At 39.6% G+C, this 18,986-nt stretch carries 21 protein-coding genes and 1 tRNA gene; 3 read left to right on the forward strand and 19 right to left on the reverse strand.

All coding sequences use genetic code 11. The features are described 5' to 3' along the window. Positions 1 to 19 precede the first annotated feature (19 nt). Both atpB and NST80_RS07955 read right to left on the reverse strand, forming a co-directional pair. Complete coding sequence (gene atpB / locus NST80_RS07950) at positions 20 to 727, reverse strand: F0F1 ATP synthase subunit A (RefSeq protein WP_004183075.1); 708 nt, start codon at positions 725 to 727, stop codon at positions 20 to 22. Between the two features lie 33 nt (positions 728 to 760). Continuing rightward, a complete protein-coding gene (locus tag NST80_RS07955; RefSeq protein WP_004183077.1) occupies positions 761 to 958 on the reverse strand; it encodes a F0F1 ATP synthase subunit C in 198 nt (65 codons plus the stop codon). An 858-nt stretch (positions 959 to 1,816) separates the two neighbouring features. On the opposite strand from NST80_RS07955, the gene NST80_RS07960 reads away from it, so the two are divergent. After that, entirely contained in the window at positions 1,817 to 2,992 is a 1,176-nt protein-coding gene (locus NST80_RS07960; protein WP_004183079.1) for a peptidoglycan bridge formation glycyltransferase FemA/FemB family protein, read from the forward strand. A 383-nt stretch (positions 2,993 to 3,375) separates the two neighbouring features. On the opposite strand, the gene NST80_RS07965 is transcribed toward NST80_RS07960, so the two are convergent. The 7 genes from NST80_RS07965 to NST80_RS07995 form a co-directional block, all read right to left on the reverse strand. Beyond that, positions 3,376 to 3,446, reverse strand: a tRNA-Thr gene (locus tag NST80_RS07965). 57 nt (positions 3,447 to 3,503) lie between these two features. After that, entirely contained in the window at positions 3,504 to 3,857 is a 354-nt protein-coding gene (locus NST80_RS07970) for an arsenate reductase family protein (RefSeq protein ID WP_004183081.1), read from the reverse strand. Between the two features lie 34 nt (positions 3,858 to 3,891). Next, positions 3,892 to 4,386 carry a methylated-DNA--[protein]-cysteine S-methyltransferase gene (locus tag NST80_RS07975; RefSeq protein WP_037605644.1) on the reverse strand — a complete coding sequence of 165 codons (495 nt, stop codon included), beginning with the start codon at positions 4,384 to 4,386 and terminating at the stop codon, positions 3,892 to 3,894. Positions 4,387 to 4,441: 55 nt separating this feature from the next. Beyond that, positions 4,442 to 5,620: a 3-phosphoglycerate dehydrogenase family protein gene (locus NST80_RS07980; protein WP_004183085.1), complete on the reverse strand. Its 1,179-nt coding sequence runs from the start codon at positions 5,618 to 5,620 to the stop codon at positions 4,442 to 4,444. 18 nt (positions 5,621 to 5,638) lie between these two features. Next, a complete protein-coding gene (locus NST80_RS07985) occupies positions 5,639 to 6,196 on the reverse strand; it encodes a GNAT family N-acetyltransferase (protein ID WP_002884484.1) in 558 nt (185 codons plus the stop codon). Positions 6,197 to 6,208: 12 nt separating this feature from the next. Next, positions 6,209 to 7,303, reverse strand: a complete 1,095-nt coding sequence (gene serC, locus NST80_RS07990) for a 3-phosphoserine/phosphohydroxythreonine transaminase (RefSeq protein ID WP_070850013.1) — start codon at positions 7,301 to 7,303, stop codon at positions 6,209 to 6,211. Positions 7,304 to 7,457: 154 nt separating this feature from the next. Beyond that, positions 7,458 to 8,351 (reverse strand): ROK family protein, encoded by an 894-nt coding sequence (locus tag NST80_RS07995; RefSeq protein WP_183138263.1) that lies wholly within the window; start codon positions 8,349 to 8,351, stop codon positions 7,458 to 7,460. Positions 8,352 to 8,466: 115 nt separating this feature from the next. Here NST80_RS07995 and NST80_RS08000 point away from each other — a divergent pair, with 115 nt between their 5' ends. After that, positions 8,467 to 8,862 carry a VOC family protein gene (locus NST80_RS08000; RefSeq protein WP_004183092.1) on the forward strand — a complete coding sequence of 132 codons (396 nt, stop codon included), beginning with the start codon at positions 8,467 to 8,469 and terminating at the stop codon, positions 8,860 to 8,862. A 43-nt stretch (positions 8,863 to 8,905) separates the two neighbouring features. On the opposite strand, the gene NST80_RS08005 is transcribed toward NST80_RS08000, so the two are convergent. The 8 genes from NST80_RS08005 to folB all read right to left on the reverse strand — a co-directional run bounded on the left by NST80_RS08005 (position 8,906) and on the right by folB (position 15,866). Next, entirely contained in the window at positions 8,906 to 9,805 is a 900-nt protein-coding gene (locus NST80_RS08005) for an SPFH domain-containing protein (RefSeq protein ID WP_004183097.1), read from the reverse strand. 309 nt (positions 9,806 to 10,114) lie between these two features. Continuing rightward, on the reverse strand, positions 10,115 to 11,182 hold the full coding sequence (locus NST80_RS08010) for an ABC transporter substrate-binding protein (protein WP_002884479.1): 1,068 nt from the start codon (positions 11,180 to 11,182) through the stop codon (positions 10,115 to 10,117). Then, a complete protein-coding gene (locus tag NST80_RS08015; protein WP_002884421.1) occupies positions 11,175 to 11,951 on the reverse strand; it encodes an ABC transporter permease in 777 nt (258 codons plus the stop codon). Before NST80_RS08015 ends, NST80_RS08010 begins: the two co-directional genes overlap by 8 nt. Beyond that, entirely contained in the window at positions 11,948 to 12,742 is a 795-nt protein-coding gene (locus NST80_RS08020; protein ID WP_002884253.1) for an ABC transporter permease, read from the reverse strand. The genes NST80_RS08015 and NST80_RS08020 overlap by 4 nt, the downstream gene beginning before the upstream one ends. After that, entirely contained in the window at positions 12,726 to 13,880 is a 1,155-nt protein-coding gene (locus NST80_RS08025; protein ID WP_002884517.1) for an ABC transporter ATP-binding protein, read from the reverse strand. The genes NST80_RS08020 and NST80_RS08025 overlap by 17 nt, the downstream gene beginning before the upstream one ends. Before the next feature lie 46 nt (positions 13,881 to 13,926). Next, positions 13,927 to 14,829 (reverse strand): UDP-N-acetylmuramate dehydrogenase, encoded by a 903-nt coding sequence (gene murB, locus NST80_RS08030; RefSeq protein ID WP_096832657.1) that lies wholly within the window; start codon positions 14,827 to 14,829, stop codon positions 13,927 to 13,929. A 189-nt stretch (positions 14,830 to 15,018) separates the two neighbouring features. Continuing rightward, entirely contained in the window at positions 15,019 to 15,510 is a 492-nt protein-coding gene (folK, locus tag NST80_RS08035; protein WP_096832656.1) for a 2-amino-4-hydroxy-6-hydroxymethyldihydropteridine diphosphokinase, read from the reverse strand. Further along, positions 15,507 to 15,866, reverse strand: coding sequence for a dihydroneopterin aldolase (gene folB / locus NST80_RS08040; RefSeq protein WP_004183107.1), 360 nt, complete (start codon positions 15,864 to 15,866; stop codon positions 15,507 to 15,509). The genes folK and folB overlap by 4 nt, the downstream gene beginning before the upstream one ends. Positions 15,867 to 16,087: 221 nt before the next feature. On the opposite strand from folB, the gene NST80_RS08045 reads away from it, so the two are divergent. Then, entirely contained in the window at positions 16,088 to 17,539 is a 1,452-nt protein-coding gene (locus NST80_RS08045) for an alpha-amylase (RefSeq protein ID WP_118058259.1), read from the forward strand. A gap of 31 nt (positions 17,540 to 17,570) precedes the next feature. On the opposite strand, the gene folP is transcribed toward NST80_RS08045, so the two are convergent. Both folP and folE read right to left on the reverse strand, forming a co-directional pair. Then, a complete protein-coding gene (folP, locus tag NST80_RS08050) occupies positions 17,571 to 18,371 on the reverse strand; it encodes a dihydropteroate synthase (RefSeq protein WP_070437742.1) in 801 nt (266 codons plus the stop codon). 8 nt (positions 18,372 to 18,379) lie between these two features. After that, complete coding sequence (gene folE / locus NST80_RS08055) at positions 18,380 to 18,943, reverse strand: GTP cyclohydrolase I FolE (protein ID WP_002884345.1); 564 nt, start codon at positions 18,941 to 18,943, stop codon at positions 18,380 to 18,382. Between the last annotated feature and the right edge of the window lie 43 nt (positions 18,944 to 18,986).

Here is an 18,986-nt window from a genome sequence, read left to right on the forward strand (position 1 = left end):
TCATTTCTCCCTTTCTTAATTATTCTTCGTTGACTTTATCACCAATATAGTTTGAACTTAGGATAATAAAGACATAGGCTTGGATGAAGCCGATAAAGGCTGAAAAGGCAACCCAGACAAGGTTCAAAGCAAAGGATACAGGTGCTGCAAAGACAGACCATGTCACCAATTTAAGAATCAAGCCAGTAAGTACCTCACCAGAATAAATGTTACCAAACAAACGCAAGGCCAATGAAGCAAGGTTGGTTAATTGTTCCAAAATGTTCATTGGGAGCATAGCTGGGTATGGTGAAAGGTAGCCTTTTAGATAGCCTTTAAACCCTTTTTTACGGATCCCCTCAATATGACTAATGAGGGTAATAATCAAAGAAAGAGTGATAGTAACACCGAAGTTCGATGTTGGAGAAGTCCAAAAATTGTAATGCTCACTTTTTACAGATACAAGCAAACCTAAGTTGTTCGCTGTAAAAACAAAGGTGAAAATTACAAACAAGAGCAAACTATAATTCTTCGTGAATTTCCCAAGATTTTGAGAAATGGTACTGTTCACAAACTCATAGATGAACTCAAGCACATTTTGTTTTCCCTTTGGTTTAATGGTCATCTTACGACTTGACCAGAAAACCACTCCAAAAACGATAATTACTGTCAAGAGAGACATGGCAAGGACAGTCAAGTCAAAATCAATCCCAAATAATGAGACGGTTGGATTACTTGTAGTTTCCACTGCTCATCCCTCCTTCATCTTTTTATTTGTCTATTAGACAATGTAGCTAAGGGCAAACAATACGAAGAAGGTACCTTCGATAAAGGCAACACCAGTAAACATCAATGTTTGAAGTTTGCTAAACATCTCAGGTTGGCGAGCTGCAGCTTTAGCGACATTGGCAACGAGGATACCCTCACCAATAGATACACCCATAACGGCCAAACCGAGGCCTAAGATAGTTAAATTCATAGTAGAATTCTCCTTTTAATTTTTTTTACCCTGTTATTTTAGTCCTATTTTCCACGAAAGTCAACGAATTAACGGTTTTTTAGACGTTTTCACTGACTTTGCCTAACGTTTTCACTAAATTTGCGTAAGCGTTTACTTTTGATGAAAAGGCTGATTTGCTTATTCCAAAAAACAAGCCTAACTATGGTAGGTTAGACTTGTTTGGGAAATTTATGAAAAAAAGAAAGTTTCACTGTCTGACTCAGCGTCAGAGGTGTGAGTTCTACCGAACCATGTTCAGCAATACTTATTAGGATGATTATAGTGTAGCTTGGGTTGCTTAAAGAAAGCTGAAGGAAAGCTGATTATTTTTTTCAAATTGCTCCATTATTTCTTTTAAAAGTCCTGCTAACTCCAAACGTAGGAGACACTACTCCGACACTTTTTAATATTGGTATCGATCTATATCAAATGATTAACTTATCAATAATCACCATTGATGTTGCTTCTTTCCTTGAATAAAATAAACACTAATATTATCAGATGTTAGACGACTTACCCAGCCTTGATTTTTTATAGCCTAGGAACAACAATACCAACCCTTGGAGACTTTGTATTTTTCATAAAATGACGTGTATAAAACGGTAACTCGTCAGATTTAACAACTTCTGTTGTTCAAAAAGCTTCTGCTATCTTCCTTTCGTTGTCAACGATAGAATCTGGAAGCTCACTGTACCTAGATTTATATAATGTAAAATTACTAGACTTTATCATTCTGTGATTATAGTCAATTTGAAATACAGATAGTTTGAAGCATCTGAACTTATTTTTGTTATAATATTTTATATAACTATTTACTTGTAATCGAAAGGAAATAAAATGAGTTTTACAATTTTGAAAGAGGAAGAGTTTACATCTTTCATAGAAAAATGTAAAGAACATTCGTTCATGCAAACAGTATCAATGTCTAATCTCCTAAGAAAAAGAGGATTCGAGACTAAGTTTTTAGGTTGGAAAAGTAATAATGAAATTACTGTTGCTGCTATTGCTTTCATGAAGCATTTGACTGGAGGAGTCAGAATAGAAATTAATAGTGGTCCATCGTATACAAATGAATCCGATTTAAAGAGTTTTTATCATGAATTACAACTTTTTGCTAAGAAACAGGGAGCTCTAGAATTGGTTGTGAAGCCAGACGACACTTATCAGACATTTGAAATTGATGGAAAGCCTACTGAACCTGAGAAAACAGAATTAATTTCTACACTAACAGATCTTGGCTACAAATTTGATGGTTTACAGGTAGGCTATCCTGAAGGGGAACCAACTTGGCATTATTTGAAAAATCTTGAGGGCTTTGATGAAACATCTTTATTAAAATCATTTAACAAAAATAGCGTCAGAAACATCAAAACTGCTCTCGACTATAATGTTATTGTTCGCAAAATAAATAAAGGTGAAATCCCAGAATTCAAAAAGATTATAGAAGAAACCGGAAAAAGGCAAGGGTTTGAAGATAAAAGTTTAGATTATTATACAGATCTATATGATGCATTTGGTGATAACGCTGATTTCTTGGTAGCAGAGTTAGATTTTGAAAAAAGCTTAGATCACATAAATAGTAAACTTACCTCACTGAACCCTAAGAGCAAACAGTATGAGCAACAAGCTCAAAAATTGAATAAACAAAAACAGATCATTTCAGAGCTCAAACAAAAAATTAATACAGAGAAGATACTTCTTGCTTGTGCTTTAATACTATATACACAAGATCAGGCCACCTATCTATTTGGAGGTTCCTATACAGAATTTCAAAAATTCTCTGCTGCTTTCTTAATTCAGTATCATGCCATGAAATGCACTTTGAAGAGAAATATTATGAGTTATAATTTCCTTGGAATTACAGGCGTGTTTGACGGCTCTGATGGAGTTCTACGATTTAAACAAAACTTTAACGGTTATATTGTTCGTAAGATGGGAACCTTCCGTTATTACCCACAACCTTTAAAATACAAACTTATCCAAGGACTTAAAAAGCTTCTTAAACGTTCTTAGTTTAAAGAATACTGTTTGCTATTCTCTCCTTGAAAATAAACACAAAATTCTAATACAACAAAAAGTCATCATATGATGACTTTTTGTTGTATTAGAATCGACGTGAGACTATTCTCAATAGTCATAATCACCCGTCTAACAGTTAATTTGCTTAAACGCTAAAAAACCAAATACCGGCCAGTGCCCAAGCATTTTCTTCAAATCTTAGTGCACTTGACTCGTCACAAACTCTCAAAGAAGAATTCGCAGTACTTAGTATTATCAGTAAAGCTTTCAATACACTCTCGCATAATAGGTGATTTATTTGTCTCATACCTTCGAAGCGAGACAAGCTTAAACTCACATAAAAAAAATCCAACCCTAAGGCTGGACGCTATCACAGATGCCACCACCGAGAATTGAACTCGGAACGGAGCATTACCATTGCTCTATTATACCATTTAACTATAGCGGCAACTGTTTTAATCTTACCATACTTCTATTTACTGTGGCAAGATTTTTTGCTTATTTTTTATAAATTTAAGTCTTGGTAAGGCGTACGGTAACCAACCTGTAAAACCTTACCATCTTTAATCAAGATAGGACGTTTAATCAACATACCATCTGAAGCCAAAAGTTCAACAGCTTCATCAAGGGATAGGGTTGGCAACTTATCCTTTAGACCTAGAGAGCGGTAGGATTGACCACTCGTATTAAAGAATTTCTTAAGTTCTAAATCTGACCCTTCCAAAAGCTCTTTTAAAAATTGAGCCGAAGGTGGATTTTCCTTAATATTAATAGATTCAACATCTAAACCTAATTGATCGAGTTCTGCCTTTGCCTTACGACAAGTGCTACATTTGGGATATTCATAAAAAATGTACATAATTTTCTCCTTTTTTCTAGCATAAGATATCTATCTAAGGATTGTCAAACCTAATGCCTTCTAAATGAAGTAAGAAACGCTTGGCGTCTTCTCCTGCAGCATATTTTCCTATATGACCACTACTAGGAAGAACCCGATGGCAAGGGACCAGAATCAACCAAGGATTCTTACCAACAGCAGTTCCTACGGCCTGCGCCGATTGACATAAAATCACTTTACCAATCTGACTATAAGTTCTGCTCTTCCCCACAGGAATGTCCCGTAAAGCTGACCAAACCTTTAGCTGAAAGGTTGTCCCTCTATCAGCTAGAGGGAGGGTATCTGGACTTGGATGATCACCTTTAAAATAAGCCTCTAACCAATTCTTGGTCATTTTCAAGATAGGATTTGAGGTGTCTACTAGCTCCTCTTCCCTGATTCCTGACTGAAAATGTTTTTGCCCCTCCAACCAAACACCATAAAGCGCTTGGTCACTTGCCACCAAGCACAAGCGTCCAATAGGAGATAAATAATACTGACGATAAAGCATGTCTTTATTATAACAAAAAAGACAGGAATCTCTTGTTCCTGTCAATTAACTCTTATTATTTACCTTTAATCAAACGCACACGAACGATATTGTCACTAGCTTCAAACTTGGCAACCAATTCATCAATCTTAGATTTGTCTGTTTCATCAAGGTCAAGAAGTGTATAGGCATAGTCGCCCTTAGAACGGTTGATGATATTATCGATATTGATATTAAAATCAGAAACCGCAGTAGAGATACGAGCCACAATATTAGGCACGTTTTTATTAATCAAGGTGATGCGGTATGGGGCACTCAAGGCCTGTTGCACACGTGGGAAGTTAACAGAGTTAACAATTTCACCTGTTTCCATGAAACGACGGATGGTTTGACCTGCCATAATCGCACAGTTAAGTTCTGCTTCACCTGTTGATCCACCAACGTGTGGGAAGACAGTCACATTAGGTTTGTTAAGGAGATCTTCTGTACCAAAGTCGGTGATATAGCGTTTAACCACACCTGTTTCCAAAGCATCAAAGAGGGCATCATTATCTACCAACTCTGCACGGGCAAAGTTAATGATAGTTGTCCCTTTTTGCATAAGGTTAAAGGCATCCGCATTGAAAGTTCCCTGTGTATCTGGTGTCAATGGAACGTGAACAGTGATATAATCACAGTTTTCAAAAATCTCTTTAAGATCAGAAACACGTCTTACATGGTGAGAAATATTCCAGGCAGCTTCAATAGAAACATATGGGTCGTAACCATAGACCTTCATTCCCAAACGGTAAGCATCATTGGCAATACGTGCACCAATGGCACCGAGCCCGATAACACCCAATGTCTTACCAGTAATCTCGCTACCTGCAAACTGTTTCTTACCTGCTTCAATTTGTTTAGGAACATCATCACCACTAAGTGTGTTAACCCAAGCATTGGCCGCAATATAGTCACGTGCTGAGAGTAAGATAGAGGCCAAAACAGCTTCCTTAACAGCGTTAGCATTGGCACCTGGAGTATTGAAGACAACAATCCCTTTTTCAGTTGCTTCGTCAACTGGGATATTGTTAGTACCTGCACCAGCACGCGCAATAGCTTTCAAGTTGTCAGGAAAAACAGTGTCATGGAGATTTTGACTACGAATGATATAGGCATCCGGATTTTCCGCTAAATCACCATCAATTTGGAAATGATTTCCAAGTTCCTTCAAACCAATCTGGTTAATATTGTTATACGTTTTTACACTAAATACCATAATTTTATTCCTCTTAAATCAATGTATCCCGTGGTGAGCTGCTTCATCAAGTTCTTGATAAAAGGCTTTCTCTCGCTTAGTTTTGATTTTCTGATAAGCAAGACGTTCACCATCAATAGGAACCTTGCCACAATAGACATAGCCAAGTTTCTCCAAAATATGCTGCATGACAGTATTCTTTTCATGCGTATCGCAACGAAAATCATGAGCATCAGTCCCCTCAATAAGACCTTGAATGAAGGTTTGAGCAATGCCCTGACCCGTAAATTCACTTAAAACGGCGATTCTATGAAAAGTAATGTAGCGCTTATTGTGATGTTTCCAGTCCCCGTCATAGATTTTGTCGTAAGCAGGGTCTCCATCAACAATCACCGCAGCATAAGAAACGATTTGACCATCAACAATTCCTACATAGGCCTGCCCATTAAGGACATCGTCAAAGATAGTTTCTTCAGTAGGGTAACCATCAGCTCCTTGCCATTGGGTACTCCCCGCTTCTGCTAAAGCAGTTCTAGCACTCTCAATCACAGTCATGATAGCCCCAATTTCATTTGGGAAGGCTTGTCTAATTTCCATCTCTTTACCTAATTATTTATTTTCGGCTTCAAATTTCTTCATAAAGTCAATCAAGTCAAGTACACCCTGACGTGGGAATGCATTATAAACACTAGCACGCATACCACCTACTGAACGGTGTCCTTTGATATTCTTGAAACCAAGAGCATCTGCTTCTGCTACAAATTTAGCATCCAACTCTTTACTTGGTGTTACAAATGGGATATTGCAGACAGAACGATCCTTGGCATCTTTGACAGGATTTGTGTAGAAATCAGATGACTCAATGTAATCGTAGAGAAGTCCTGATTTCTCACGTTGAATTTCAGCCATCTTGTCCACGCCACCAATTTCATTTTTAATCCAGTCAAAGACGAGTTTTGAAATATAGATGTTGAAACATGGTGGTGTATTGTAAAGTGATCCTGCTTCAGCTTGAATACGGTAATCCAACATGGCAGACAATTGTGGTTGGTCGTTAAGGAAGTCTTCACGAACGATAACCACTGTCACCCCAGCAGGTCCAATATTTTTCTGAGCACCAGCATAGATAAGGGCAAAGTCCTCAACATTGTAACGAGCAGCCAAAATATTTGAAGACATATCAGCTACAATTGGCACACCATTAGTATCAGGCAAATCGTAGATAGATGTTCCTTCAATGGTATTGTTCGTTGTCAAGTGAACATAAGCAGCTTCTGGATCAATTGTTGCTGGGTCAAAACTTGGGATATGATCGTAAACAGTTTCTTCTGAAGAGGCCAAAAGAATTGGTTCAAACGGAATAGTTTTTGAAAGTTTAACAGCTTCTGTGTAAGCTTTTTTACCCCATGAACCACCTACAAGGTAGTAAGCTTTCTTACCTTGAGCGAGGTTAAGTGGGACCATTGTAAATTGTGTTGAAGCGCCACCTTGCAAGAAAATAACCTTATAGTTATCAGGAATGGCCATAAGCTCACGAAGTGTCGCTTCCGCATCTTTAACGATTTTGTCAAATTCTGGAGAACGGTGGGACATTTCTAGCACGGACATACCGGAATCTTGATAGTTAAGCAATTCAGCTTGGGCTTTTTCAAGCACTGGTTTTGGTAATGTAGCAGGTCCTGCTGAGAAATTATAAATTGTCATAAAGACACCTCCAAAATTTTAATAGTCCTATTATAGCGAATTTTCTGAATATTGTAAAGTGTTAACAGTAAAAAACGAACGGGATTAACCGCTCGCCTCGAAAAAGTTAGGTATTTTATGTATATTCTTATCAGTAATTGATTTTAGTATCCGTTTATTTTTGCTTAAGAAAATAGGCTGCCCCAATTAGATTAGCTCCATTATGATGATGACAAGCAACAATCTCGGGACGTTTAATAATTTTACCGATAAAGTCAATCTCATGGTGAACCTTATCAAACTGGCGGTTGACCTCCTTGATAAGAATCGGCTGGGCTGAAATGCCACCTCCAATAACAAAGGTTTCCATATCAAAGATGGTTTGAAGATTCAAAATGGTAATGGCTAGGTTACGGCAATAGCTTTCAAAAAGCGAATAGACTGTCTCATCTCCTGCATTTATGTCCTTAAATGCGGCTAAACCATCCTTTAAATCTGAGTTACCTAGCACTTCATTTACCTTGGTAATTAAACCGACAGCCGACAAAGTCATGCCTCGCATCAATGAAGGATCAACTTTTTCCATTTGAACTGGTAACAGAAAGGTCAACTCACCCGCTTGAAAGTGGCTTCCTTGAAAAAGTTTACCATTAATAATGAATCCACCACCTAGACCTGAACCCAAAACAAGGGCTACACCATTGGTCACTCCTTGCAAATGACCTGTGGCTAGCTCTGCCAAGGCTGCTGCTTTACCATCATTAAGGGCCATTACAGGTAGATGGTACTTGGCTTCGAGGACCTCTTTAATACGAAAGCCGTGAAAGAACCTCAATAAGCCACCATGATAAATGACACCTTCCTCAGTATCAACTGTCCCTGGAACACTAATTGCTAAACCTGATAAGTCTACTTCAACTGAAGTAACTATCTGATCAATCACGTCAATAGCTTGTTCCAAGGTTTGTGGGGATGACTGCGTCGGCAGACTCTTTTCAATGGCAAACTGCTCTGAAACAAGTGCTGACTTCACCTGTGTTCCCCCAAAATCAATCGCTAAAATCGTCATAAGCATCCTCCACAAATTGTTTTTCGTCATTATAACACAAAAGAGCTAAAACTAGAAAAAACGGTTCCAAAATGCTATCATAAACTTACAGAATTAGATAAAAGGAGTATCTCACATGACTAAATTTCTACACACTTGTGTCCGTGTCAAGGACCTAGAAGCCTCACTTAAATTTTATAAAGAAGCTCTTGGTTTCAAAGAAGCTCGTCGCAATGATTTTCCAGAATATAAATTCACCCTTGTCTACTTGCAACTCGAAGATGATCCTGATTACGAGTTGGAATTAACCTACAACTACGACCATGAAGCTTATGATCTCGGGGATGGATATGGTCATATCGCCATTGGTGTTGATGACCTAGAAGCTACACACCAAGCTCACAAAGAGGCTGGCTATACTGTCACAGACCTCTCAGGTCTTCCTGGTAAACCAAAAATGTACTACTTTATCACTGATCCAGATGGCTATAAGATTGAAGTTATTCGTTTGACGCAATTCCTAGAAAAATAAATCAAAAAAAGTCAGATCGTATAGATCTGGCTTCCTTTTGTGCTTAATTTTTATTATCTGTCTTTAAGGCTGACAAAATTTGGGTACGAATATCATCCACACCGTTTGGATTATTTGGTAGGAATAAGGTTTGATTGCCTTTAGCCGCAAAAGTATTAAGCGTATCTAAGTATTGGTTAGTCAAGAGAATAGACATAATCTGCTCTTCAGACATACCCACATTGGCCTCTTTAAGTTCTGCGATTGATTCAGCCAATCCATCAACGATAGCCTTACGTTGTTGGGCAATACCAACCCCGTGAAGGCGATCTTTTTCAGCTTCGGCTTCAGCTGCTGTGACAATCTTAATCTTATCAGCTTCTGCCAATTCTTGAGCTGCTACACGCTTACGTTGGGCAGCATTGATTTCATTCATAGACTGTTTAACTTCAGCATCTGGTTCAACTTTGGTAATCAAAGTCTTAACAATGATATAACCATAAGTTGTCATTTCTTCAGCCACTTGGTGTTGAACCTCAAGGGCAATTTCATCTTTCTTCTCAAAGAGCTCATCAAGTGTCAATTTAGGAACTGATGAACGGAGAGCATCCTCAATGTATGATTTAATTTGAGCCTCTGGACGCATGAGTTTATAGTATGCATCTGTAACATTTTGCTCATTAACACGATATTGAGTGGCCACATTCATCATGACAAAAACATTGTCCTTTGTCTTAGTCTCAACCACAATCTCACTTTGAAGCAAACGTAGTTGAATACGAGCGGCAATTTTATCGATACCAAATGGTAAACGCATATGAATCCCACTCGTTGCAATTTTTTGATAACGTCCAAAACGTTCAACGATAGCCACTGACTGTTGACGTACAACGTAAAGCATACTGATGAGAATTCCCAAAATAATCAGGAAGGAAAACAGTAAAAAGAGAAGTGCTGCTTGCATGTTAAGTCCTCCAAAATAAACATTAAAAATTTCTTTGTTTTATTATAGCACAGTAATACAATTTTTCAAGAAAAATAGCATGGCTCGTTCGAAATAGTGTAAAAGAGACACTTTCTTTATCACTGATGTGTCAGCACTCCTGAAAACTTGAAAATTCCTGCTAATCGAGAGAGTTGTACGCAACAGGCGAGACTTTTCGAAATAAGAAAAAGGCTGAAACGATTGCGTTTCAGCCTCTTAGTATTTTCGAAAATAAAATCGTTTGAAGAATCATTCTAGATGGCATCTAAAACTCAAATCTCAAATGACTTATTTACGATACATCTTAACTTGAAGGTAAATATCGTTATAGATTCCGAGCCATTTTTGTCCTAAGTTGTTATAAACTTCAAGGTTTTTAATGGTTGATTCTGAGGGATAAAAGGCTTTATCATCGGTGATACTCTTTGGAAGCAAGGCTTTAGCTGCTTGGTTAGGTGTGGCATAACCGATATATTCAGCATTTTGCGCTGCATTTTCCGGTTTAAGCATGAAGTTGATAAAGGCATAAGCCTCTTTTTCATGCTTTACAGTCTTAGGAATCACCAGATTATCAAACCAAAGGTTTGAGCCTTCAGATGGGACAACATAACGTAGGTCCTCATTTTTATCAAGCATCTCACTAGCTTCCCCTGAGAAAGTCACTCCGATAGCTGCGTCACCTTGAACCATGTAGCCCTTCATCTCATCACCAACAATAGCCTTGATATTTGGTGTTAGACTATTAAGTTTAGTTTCAGCCAAACGTAATTCAGTCATGTTCTTCGTATTCAAGCTATATCCCAGGCTATTGAGTGAGAAACCAAGGACTTCACGCGCACCATCAACTAGCATAATCTGGTTTTTGTAATCTGGTGACCAAAGATCATCCCAGTGCTGTGGTGCTTTTTTCACCAATTTTGTATTATAAACAATACCGACAGTTCCCCAGAAATAAGGGATGGAATAGTCATTGTGAGGGTCAAAACTAAGCCCTTTAAAGCTTGAACCAATCTGGTCAAAACCTTTGATTTTAGATTTATCCAACTTCACCAAAAGGTCTTCCTTAACCATTTTATCAATGGTATAGTCTGACGGCACAGCGATATCGTAGGTTGTTCCGCCCTGCTTAATCTTGGTATACATGGCTTCATTGGAATCAAAGGTTTCGTACTGGACCTTGATGCCCGTTTCTTTTGTAAACTTGGTCAGAAGGTCTGGGTCAATATAATCACCCCAGTTATAGATAACTAATTTGTCTGACACATTTCCAGTACGACTCTGCATGTAGGCAGAGATGCCCCAAAGGAAGAAGATAATGGCTAAGATACCTGCCAGAAATTGATAGAGTCTACGCATCCTGCTCCTCCTTCTCCTTGGTAATCGCATAATAACCTATCACTAAAAGAATAGAGAATAGGAAAACAACGGTTGACAAGGCATTGATTTCCAGAGAAATCCCCTTACGTGCACGTGAGTAAATTTCCACAGCAAGTGTTGAAAAACCATTCCCCGTTACAAAGAAGGTTACTGCAAAGTCATCCAACGAATAGGTAAAGGCCATGAAATAACCAGCAATAATACCAGGTGTCAAGTATGGCAACATAACCTCACGTAACATCTGCCATTGAGTTGCACCTAGGTCATAAGCGGCATTCACCATATCTCGATTCATTTCCTTGAGACGTGGCAACACCATGAGAACCACGATTGGGATTGAAAAGGCAATGTGACTCAATAAGACAGAAACAAAGCCTAGTTGGAAACCAATCAAGGTGAAGAGAATCAAGAAACTAGCACCAATCATGACGTCCGGTGCAACCATGAGCACGTTATTTAGGGATAAAATCCCAGTCTGTTGCTTCTGTTTACTCTCATAGATAAAGATAGACCCAAAGGTACCAATAATCGTTGCCAGAAGAGCGCTAAGGAAAGCTAAAAAGAAGGTTTGAGCCAGAATTAACATAAGACGGCTATCTGAAAACATGCTCTGGTAGTTATCCAGAGTAAAACCTGTGAAACTATTCATATCGCCACCACTATTGAAAGAATAGGCGATTAAATAAAAGATTGGCAGGTAAAGGATAACAAAGACAAGAGCTAAATAGAGATTTGCAAATTTTTTCATTGACGTCTCTCCTTTGTTAACCACATTGTCGCAATCATAGCAACAATAAGAACAACACCAATGGTTGCCCCCATTCCCCAGTTTTGTGTCGTGAGGAAGTGCTGTTCGATAGCTGTCCCTAGGGTGATAACTCGGTTACCACCAATCAAGCGTGTCAGCATAAAGAGGCTGAGACTAGGAATGAAGACCGACTGGACACCAGAGCGTACCCCATTAAGCGATAAGGGAAAAATAACCTTGGTAAAGGTCTGCCAATCATTGGCTCCCAAATCTTTACTTGCATTCACAATATTTTCATCCAAATCATCCAGTGCATTGAAAATCGGTAAAATCATGAAGGGAATTTCAATGTAGCTAGCCACGAAAATAAAGGAGAAGTCCGTAAAGAGTATTTGCATGGGTGCAATCCCAAAGAAACCAAGAAAGGCATTGATACCACCTTGTTGGCCAAAAATCCCCATAAAAGCATAGGCTTTCAGAAGGAGATTGACCCAGGTTGGCAAAATGACCAACATCAACCAAAGTTGTTTATGCTTCAATCTGGTTAAGAGATATGCCGTCGGATAAGAAATGAGGAGGGTTACTAGAGTAATGATGGCTGCATAAAGAACCGAGTTAAAACTCATCCTTAAGTAAGTCCAACTGGAAAAGAAGGTGCCATAATTATCCAATGTAAAGTTGCCACTGATATCAAAGAAAGACTGATAGAGTAGCATGAGCACTGGAGCAACCACGAAGAGTAGGAGCCAAAGCAGGTAAGGTACCGAGAAGAGGCTAGCTGTTTTCTTCATAGCGCTCCTCCTCAATGGCATTAATCAAGCCATCTTCATGCTCTTCCACTTCCACATATTCTTCAATACGTGCATCAAATTCTTCTTCTGTCTCATTAAGACGCATGATATGAATATCCTCAGGCGTAAAATCAAGACCGATAATCTCACCCTCAATTGCCTTACGGGTTGAGTGAATCATCCATTCATTGCCAAGATTGTCATAGGCAATGATTTCATAGTGGACCCCACGGAAGAGCTGAGTTTCCACACGAACTTGCAGTTTACCTTCCTCAGGAAGTGTAATCTGTAAATCTTCAGGACGAATAACCACTTCGACAGGTTCGTTAGGACGCATTCCTCCATCAACAGATTCAAAACGTTTCCCATTGAACTCAACCAAATAGTCCTCAATCATAACGCCTGGCAGGATGTTAGATTCTCCAATAAAGGTTGCAACGAAGTGATTGATAGGTTCGTCATAGATATCAACCGGAGTTCCTGATTGAACAATTTCACCATCGTTCATAACAAAAATCCAATCCGACATGGCCAAGGCTTCTTCTTGGTCGTGGGTAACAAAGACAAAGGTAATCCCTAGACGTTGCTGTAATTCGCGCAACTCGTATTGCATTTCAGTACGTAGTTTCAAATCCAGTGCTGACAAGGGCTCATCCAAAAGGACCACACGTGGTTGGTTAATAATCGCACGGGCAATGGCCACACGTTGACGTTGACCACCTGATAATTTTTGAATTGAGCGCTTTTGATAACCATTTAGTTGAACCATCTTTAAGGCTTCTTCTACACGCTCTTCGATTTCCTTTTTTGGCACCTTTTTCAATTTAAGGGCAAAAGCCACATTGTCAAAGACATTCATATGTGGAAAGAGGGCGTAAGATTGAAAAACGGTGTGGACATCCCTTTTATTAATAGGAATATCATTGATACGCTTTCCATCCAAAAGGACGTCACCACTGGTCGCATCTAAGAGACCTGCAATGATGTTCAAAATCGTTGATTTACCAGAACCAGAAGCCCCGAGTAGGGTATAGAACTTACCTTCTTCTAGTTCAAAGTTGATGTCTTTTAAAACTTGTGTGCCACTATCTTCAAACACTTTTGAGACGTTTCGAAAGGCAATAATCGGATTAGTCAATTGTCATAAATCCTCCATGGATAGCAAATATAGGGATAGGGTTTTATTAGTTTAATTTGTCGCCAATGATACGTACTTCAGGCTCAAGTGTTACACCTGAATTTTCCTTAACCTTAGCGATGACATCTGCAATAAGGTCTTCATAGTCTTTAGCTGTTCCGTGATCAACATTGACCATGAATCCAGCATGCTTAGTTGACACCTCAACACCACCGATACGATGTCCCTTGAGATTAGCTTCCACAATAAGCTGACCTGCAAAATGACCTGGTGGGCGTTTAAAGACCGAACCACATGAAGGGTATTCAAGAGGTTGTTTAAGCTCTCGCAAATGATTAAGACGATTCATCTCATTCTTGATTTGCTCGTAATCTCCTGGTTTGAGGTTAAATTTAGCTGAGATAACCACTTCACCTGTTTCTTGGAGCACTGAACGACGATAACCAAAACGCATATCTCTTGCGTCAATCGTACGAATATCACCGTCTTTTGTAAGAACCTGAGCAGAAACCAAGATATGGGCAATCTCGCCACCATAGGCACCAGCATTCATAAAGACAGCACCACCAATACTACCTGGAATCCCCGCAGCAAATTCAAAACCGGTCAAACTTTGGAAACGAGCCACCTTGGTTGTCGCAATCAAGTTAGCTCCCGCTTCAGCTTCAATTTGATAACCATTAACTGCGATACCATTGAGCCTGTCAAACATAATCACAAAACCTCTGATACCACCGTCACGGACAATCAAATTACTGGCATTACCAAGCACCATCCAAGGAATGTCATGCTTATTAGCAAATTTGACAATACGAGAGAGTTCATAGCGGTTACGTGGAAAGGCCAAATAATCTGCTGGACCACCAACCTTGGTATATGTATAACGTTTTAAGGGTTCGTCGAAACGAATATCAATCCCCACTAAATCTTCTTTAAGTTCATCTAACATGTTATTTTCCATACTTTTTCTATACATTAATTTCTTTGTAGGTATCGTGATAGACTTCCCCATATTACTATCACTACCTAAAAATGAGTTAGTATTTTTCCCAAAAAATTAGAAGAAAAATACAGCAAAAAGCCAAGTTTAATTATAGCAAAAATTCCCCATCCTGACGACAAGGAATTTCACGCAAAGCTAGTCCATAAGCTCCAATTTACGGACATCACTAGTGTTTAAGTGACTCAAATAATTTTTGTAGGCTTGCCCAGTTTTAGGGTCAACCAAATCATCTGCTATTTCTACTAAGGGCACCAAAACAAAAGCTCTCTGGCTCATATAAGGGTGGGGCACTTTAAGGTGCTCAATCTCCCATATTTCCTGCCCATATAGAAGAATATCTATATCTACCGTCCGAGGCCCCCAATGCTCATGACGAACGCGATCAAGATCTTTTTCAATTTGCTGACATGACCTTAGTAAGGTCTCTGCTGGCAACTTCGTCTCTAAAGCCAAGGCAAGATTCAAAAAATCAGCCTGATTTGTCAGTCCCCAAGCAGCCGTTTCATAATAAGAGGATACCGCTTTAACCTCCGTCTCAGGTAGGTCATTCAAGGCCTTCACAGCTTTTTGAAGATAGCCCTGACGGTCTCCCATATTAGATCCCAAACTCAAATAAACTCTTGTCATCGGCTACGCTCCAATTCGATACCAACACTCTTATAATGCCCATTAATTGGGGGATTTTCCTTGGTAATTCGAACTTTAATAGATTGAATTGGTGGAAACTGTGCAAATAGATCCTCGCAAATTGCACCAGCTAAACGCTCAATCAAAATGTACTTTTTATCTTCCACTTGTTTTTGCACAGCTTCAAAAACCAATCCATAGTGAACCGTATCATCTAGATTGTCACTCTGTGAGGCCTTGGTTAGATCAACAGCCAATTCCAAATCTACCACAAAAATTTGTCCCAGGGTCTGTTCCTCAGCAAAAGCCCCGTGATAGCCATAAAAACGGCAACCATTTAAAATAATTTTATCCATAGTTTCTCCTTCACACGACTAGACTCCTCTTTATTCTAGCACAAAACAGTTGAAAAGTTGGTCTCTAATTAGTATGATATTTTAGACAGATCTGAAGTTATTGTGTTTACGCGTATGCAATCGGTTGCATAATTCTTCTGATTTGGTAAAATATAGGCACAGGAGTTAAAAAGACTCCTGAATTACAAGCAAGACTATCTCAACTAATAAGGAAAAAAACTATGACAAATCAAACCGCAATGCAATACTTTGAGTGGTATCTCCCAAGTGACGGACAACACTGGAACAATTTGGCTGAAGATGCCCAACATTTAGCAGACCTGGGCATCAGCCACGTTTGGATGCCACCTGCTTTTAAGGCCACCAACAAAGATGATGTTGGTTACGGAGTCTATGACCTCTTTGACCTTGGAGAATTCGACCAAAAAGGAACAGTCCGCACAAAATACGGCCTCAAAGAAGAGTATCTCAATGCTATCAACCAACTCAAAGAAGTTGGTATTGTACCTATGGCCGACGTTGTGCTTAACCACAAGGCAGCAGCCGATAAACTCGAGACCTTCGAAGTGGTCGAAGTTGACCCAGAGGACCGCACCCAAGAAATCAGCGAACCATTTGAAATCGAAGGCTGGACACATTTCACCTTTAACGGACGCAATAAAGCCTACAACGATTTTGAATGGCACTGGTACCACTTTAACGGAACTGACTTCGATGCCAAACGTAATAAAAGTGGCATCTATCTTATCCAAGGTGACAACAAAGGTTGGGCAGACAACGACTTAGTTGATAACGAAAATGGGAACTTTGACTACCTCATGTATGCTAACCTAGACTATAAACACCCTGAAGTTATTGAAAACATTTACGAATGGGCAGATTGGTTCGTTGAAACAACAGGTGTTCAAGGATTCCGAATGGATGCAATCAAGCACATCGATTCATTCTTCATGCGTAACTTTATCCGTGATGTCAAAGAAAAACAAGGGCAGGATTTCTATGTCTTTGGTGAATTTTGGAATGGTAATGAAGAAGATAATAATACCTATCTTGAAAAGATTGAAAAACGTTTTGACCTCGTCGATGTTCCGCTTCACAACAATCTACACAACGCTAGCACAGCCGGATCTGATTATGATTTGACGACAATTTTCGATCATTCCTTGGTCAAGAATCATCCTGAACATGCTGTAACCTTCGTAGACAACCACGACACTCAACGCGGACAAGCTCTAGAATCTACTGTTGAAGAATGGTTTAAACCAGCTGCTTATGCTCTCATCCTTCTCCGTGAAGACGGTCTTCCTTGCCTATTTTATGGTGACTACTATGGCATCGAAGGTGAATTTGCCCAAGAAAATTTCCAAGAAATCCTAGATACCTTGCTCTACGCTCGTAAAGACCTAGCTTACGGAGAGCAAACAGACTACTTTGATGATCCAAACTGTATTGGATGGACACGCTCTGGCAACGAAGATGGCTCTCCATTAGCTGTAACAATCTCTAATGATGCTGCTAACAGCAAGTCTATGGAAATTGGTAGTGATTGGGCCGGCCAAACCTTCTACGACATTCTTGGAAACTGCTCTGATACTGTAACCATCGACGAAGACGGATGGGGAGACTTCCCAGTTTCTGAAAAATCTGTCAGCGTTTGGACAATTCAAGACTAAGAAAAAAAGCTCAATTGAGCTTTTTTTAGTATCATAGAATTCCTGAAATGGTCTTAACAATATCACGATTGGCGTCAACATTATGCACACGGACAATCTGACAGCCCTTGCTAACAGCATATCCAGATAAAGCTGCTGTCCCCTGGTCACGATCCTTAGCCTGAGTATTTCCACCTAGTAGGTAGTTTACAACTCGCTTACGAGAAATCCCAAAAAGAACAGGATAGCCCAAGGCAACGACCTTGTCCAAACCTTTTAGCAGGTCAATATTGTGTTGGACATTTTTCGCAAAGCCAAAGCCTGGATCAATCCAGATATTGTCCTTGGCCACACCTGCTTCCAAGGCAGCTTGGGCACGTTGACTGAGAAAGGTACAGACATCTTCTGTGACATCATTGTATACTTCTTCTTTTTGATTATGCATGAGAATAATCGGCACATTCTTTTCAGCTGCTAAAGCTAGCATCTGACCATCATAGAGTCCAGCCCAGACGTCATTTAGAATATCTGCCCCTGCTTCAAGAGCAGCTCTGGCAGTAGCTGTCTTATAGGTATCAATACTGATGAGCACATCATATTTTGCCTTGATAGCCTGAATAACTGGCACGATACGAGCAATCTCTTCTTCCTCGGTCACAAATTCTGCTCCTGGTCCTGTAGATTCGCCACCGACATCGATAATGGCAGCTCCCTGGGCAATCATACGCTCAACCTGAGCCAACGCATCCTCTACAGTGTCAAAATCGCCACCATCTGAGAAAGAATCAGGGGTGACATTCAAGATTCCCATAATACAGGCCTTACCTGCAATCTCATGTTTACCGATAAACATCTTAACTCCTAAAAATCACGCATCAATGAAAGAATTTCCTTGCGTTCTTCACGGTCTTCTTTATAAAGGCCCTTAGCGACAGTTGTGATTGTCTTACTTCCTGGTTTCTTAATGCCTCGCATGGTCATGCACATGTGCTCTGCTTCAACCATGACAAAAACTCCTCGAGGATTCAGAGCTTCTTCAAGTGCTGTAGCAACTTGATCTGTAAGACGTTCTTGCAACTGTGGACGACGAGCAGCTACTTCAACCGCACGCGCTAATTTGGAAAGTCCTGTCACCTTGTCTCCACTTGGCAAATAAGCCACGTGGGCCTTACCATAAAATGGAACCAAATGGTGCTCACACATAGAGTAAAAAGGAATATCCTTGACAAGGACAACTTCGTCATGGACTTCTGAAAAGACAGCTGTAAATTGATCCTTAGGGTCTTCATTTAGACCTGAAAACATTTCAGCATACATCTTAGCCACACGTTTTGGTGTGTCCAAAAGTCCCTCACGCTCAGGATTTTCACCTAGAGCTTCCAATAGTTGATAGACTGCTTGTTCTACTTTTTCTTGATTTGCCATAATTTCCTCTTGCAACGTTATAATACTATCTATTATACCTTAT

Origin of the sequence: Streptococcus sp. FSL K6-1323, from assembly GCF_038630745.1 — a bacterium.
Classification (GTDB): Bacteria; Bacillota; Bacilli; order Lactobacillales; family Streptococcaceae; genus Streptococcus; species Streptococcus salivarius_D.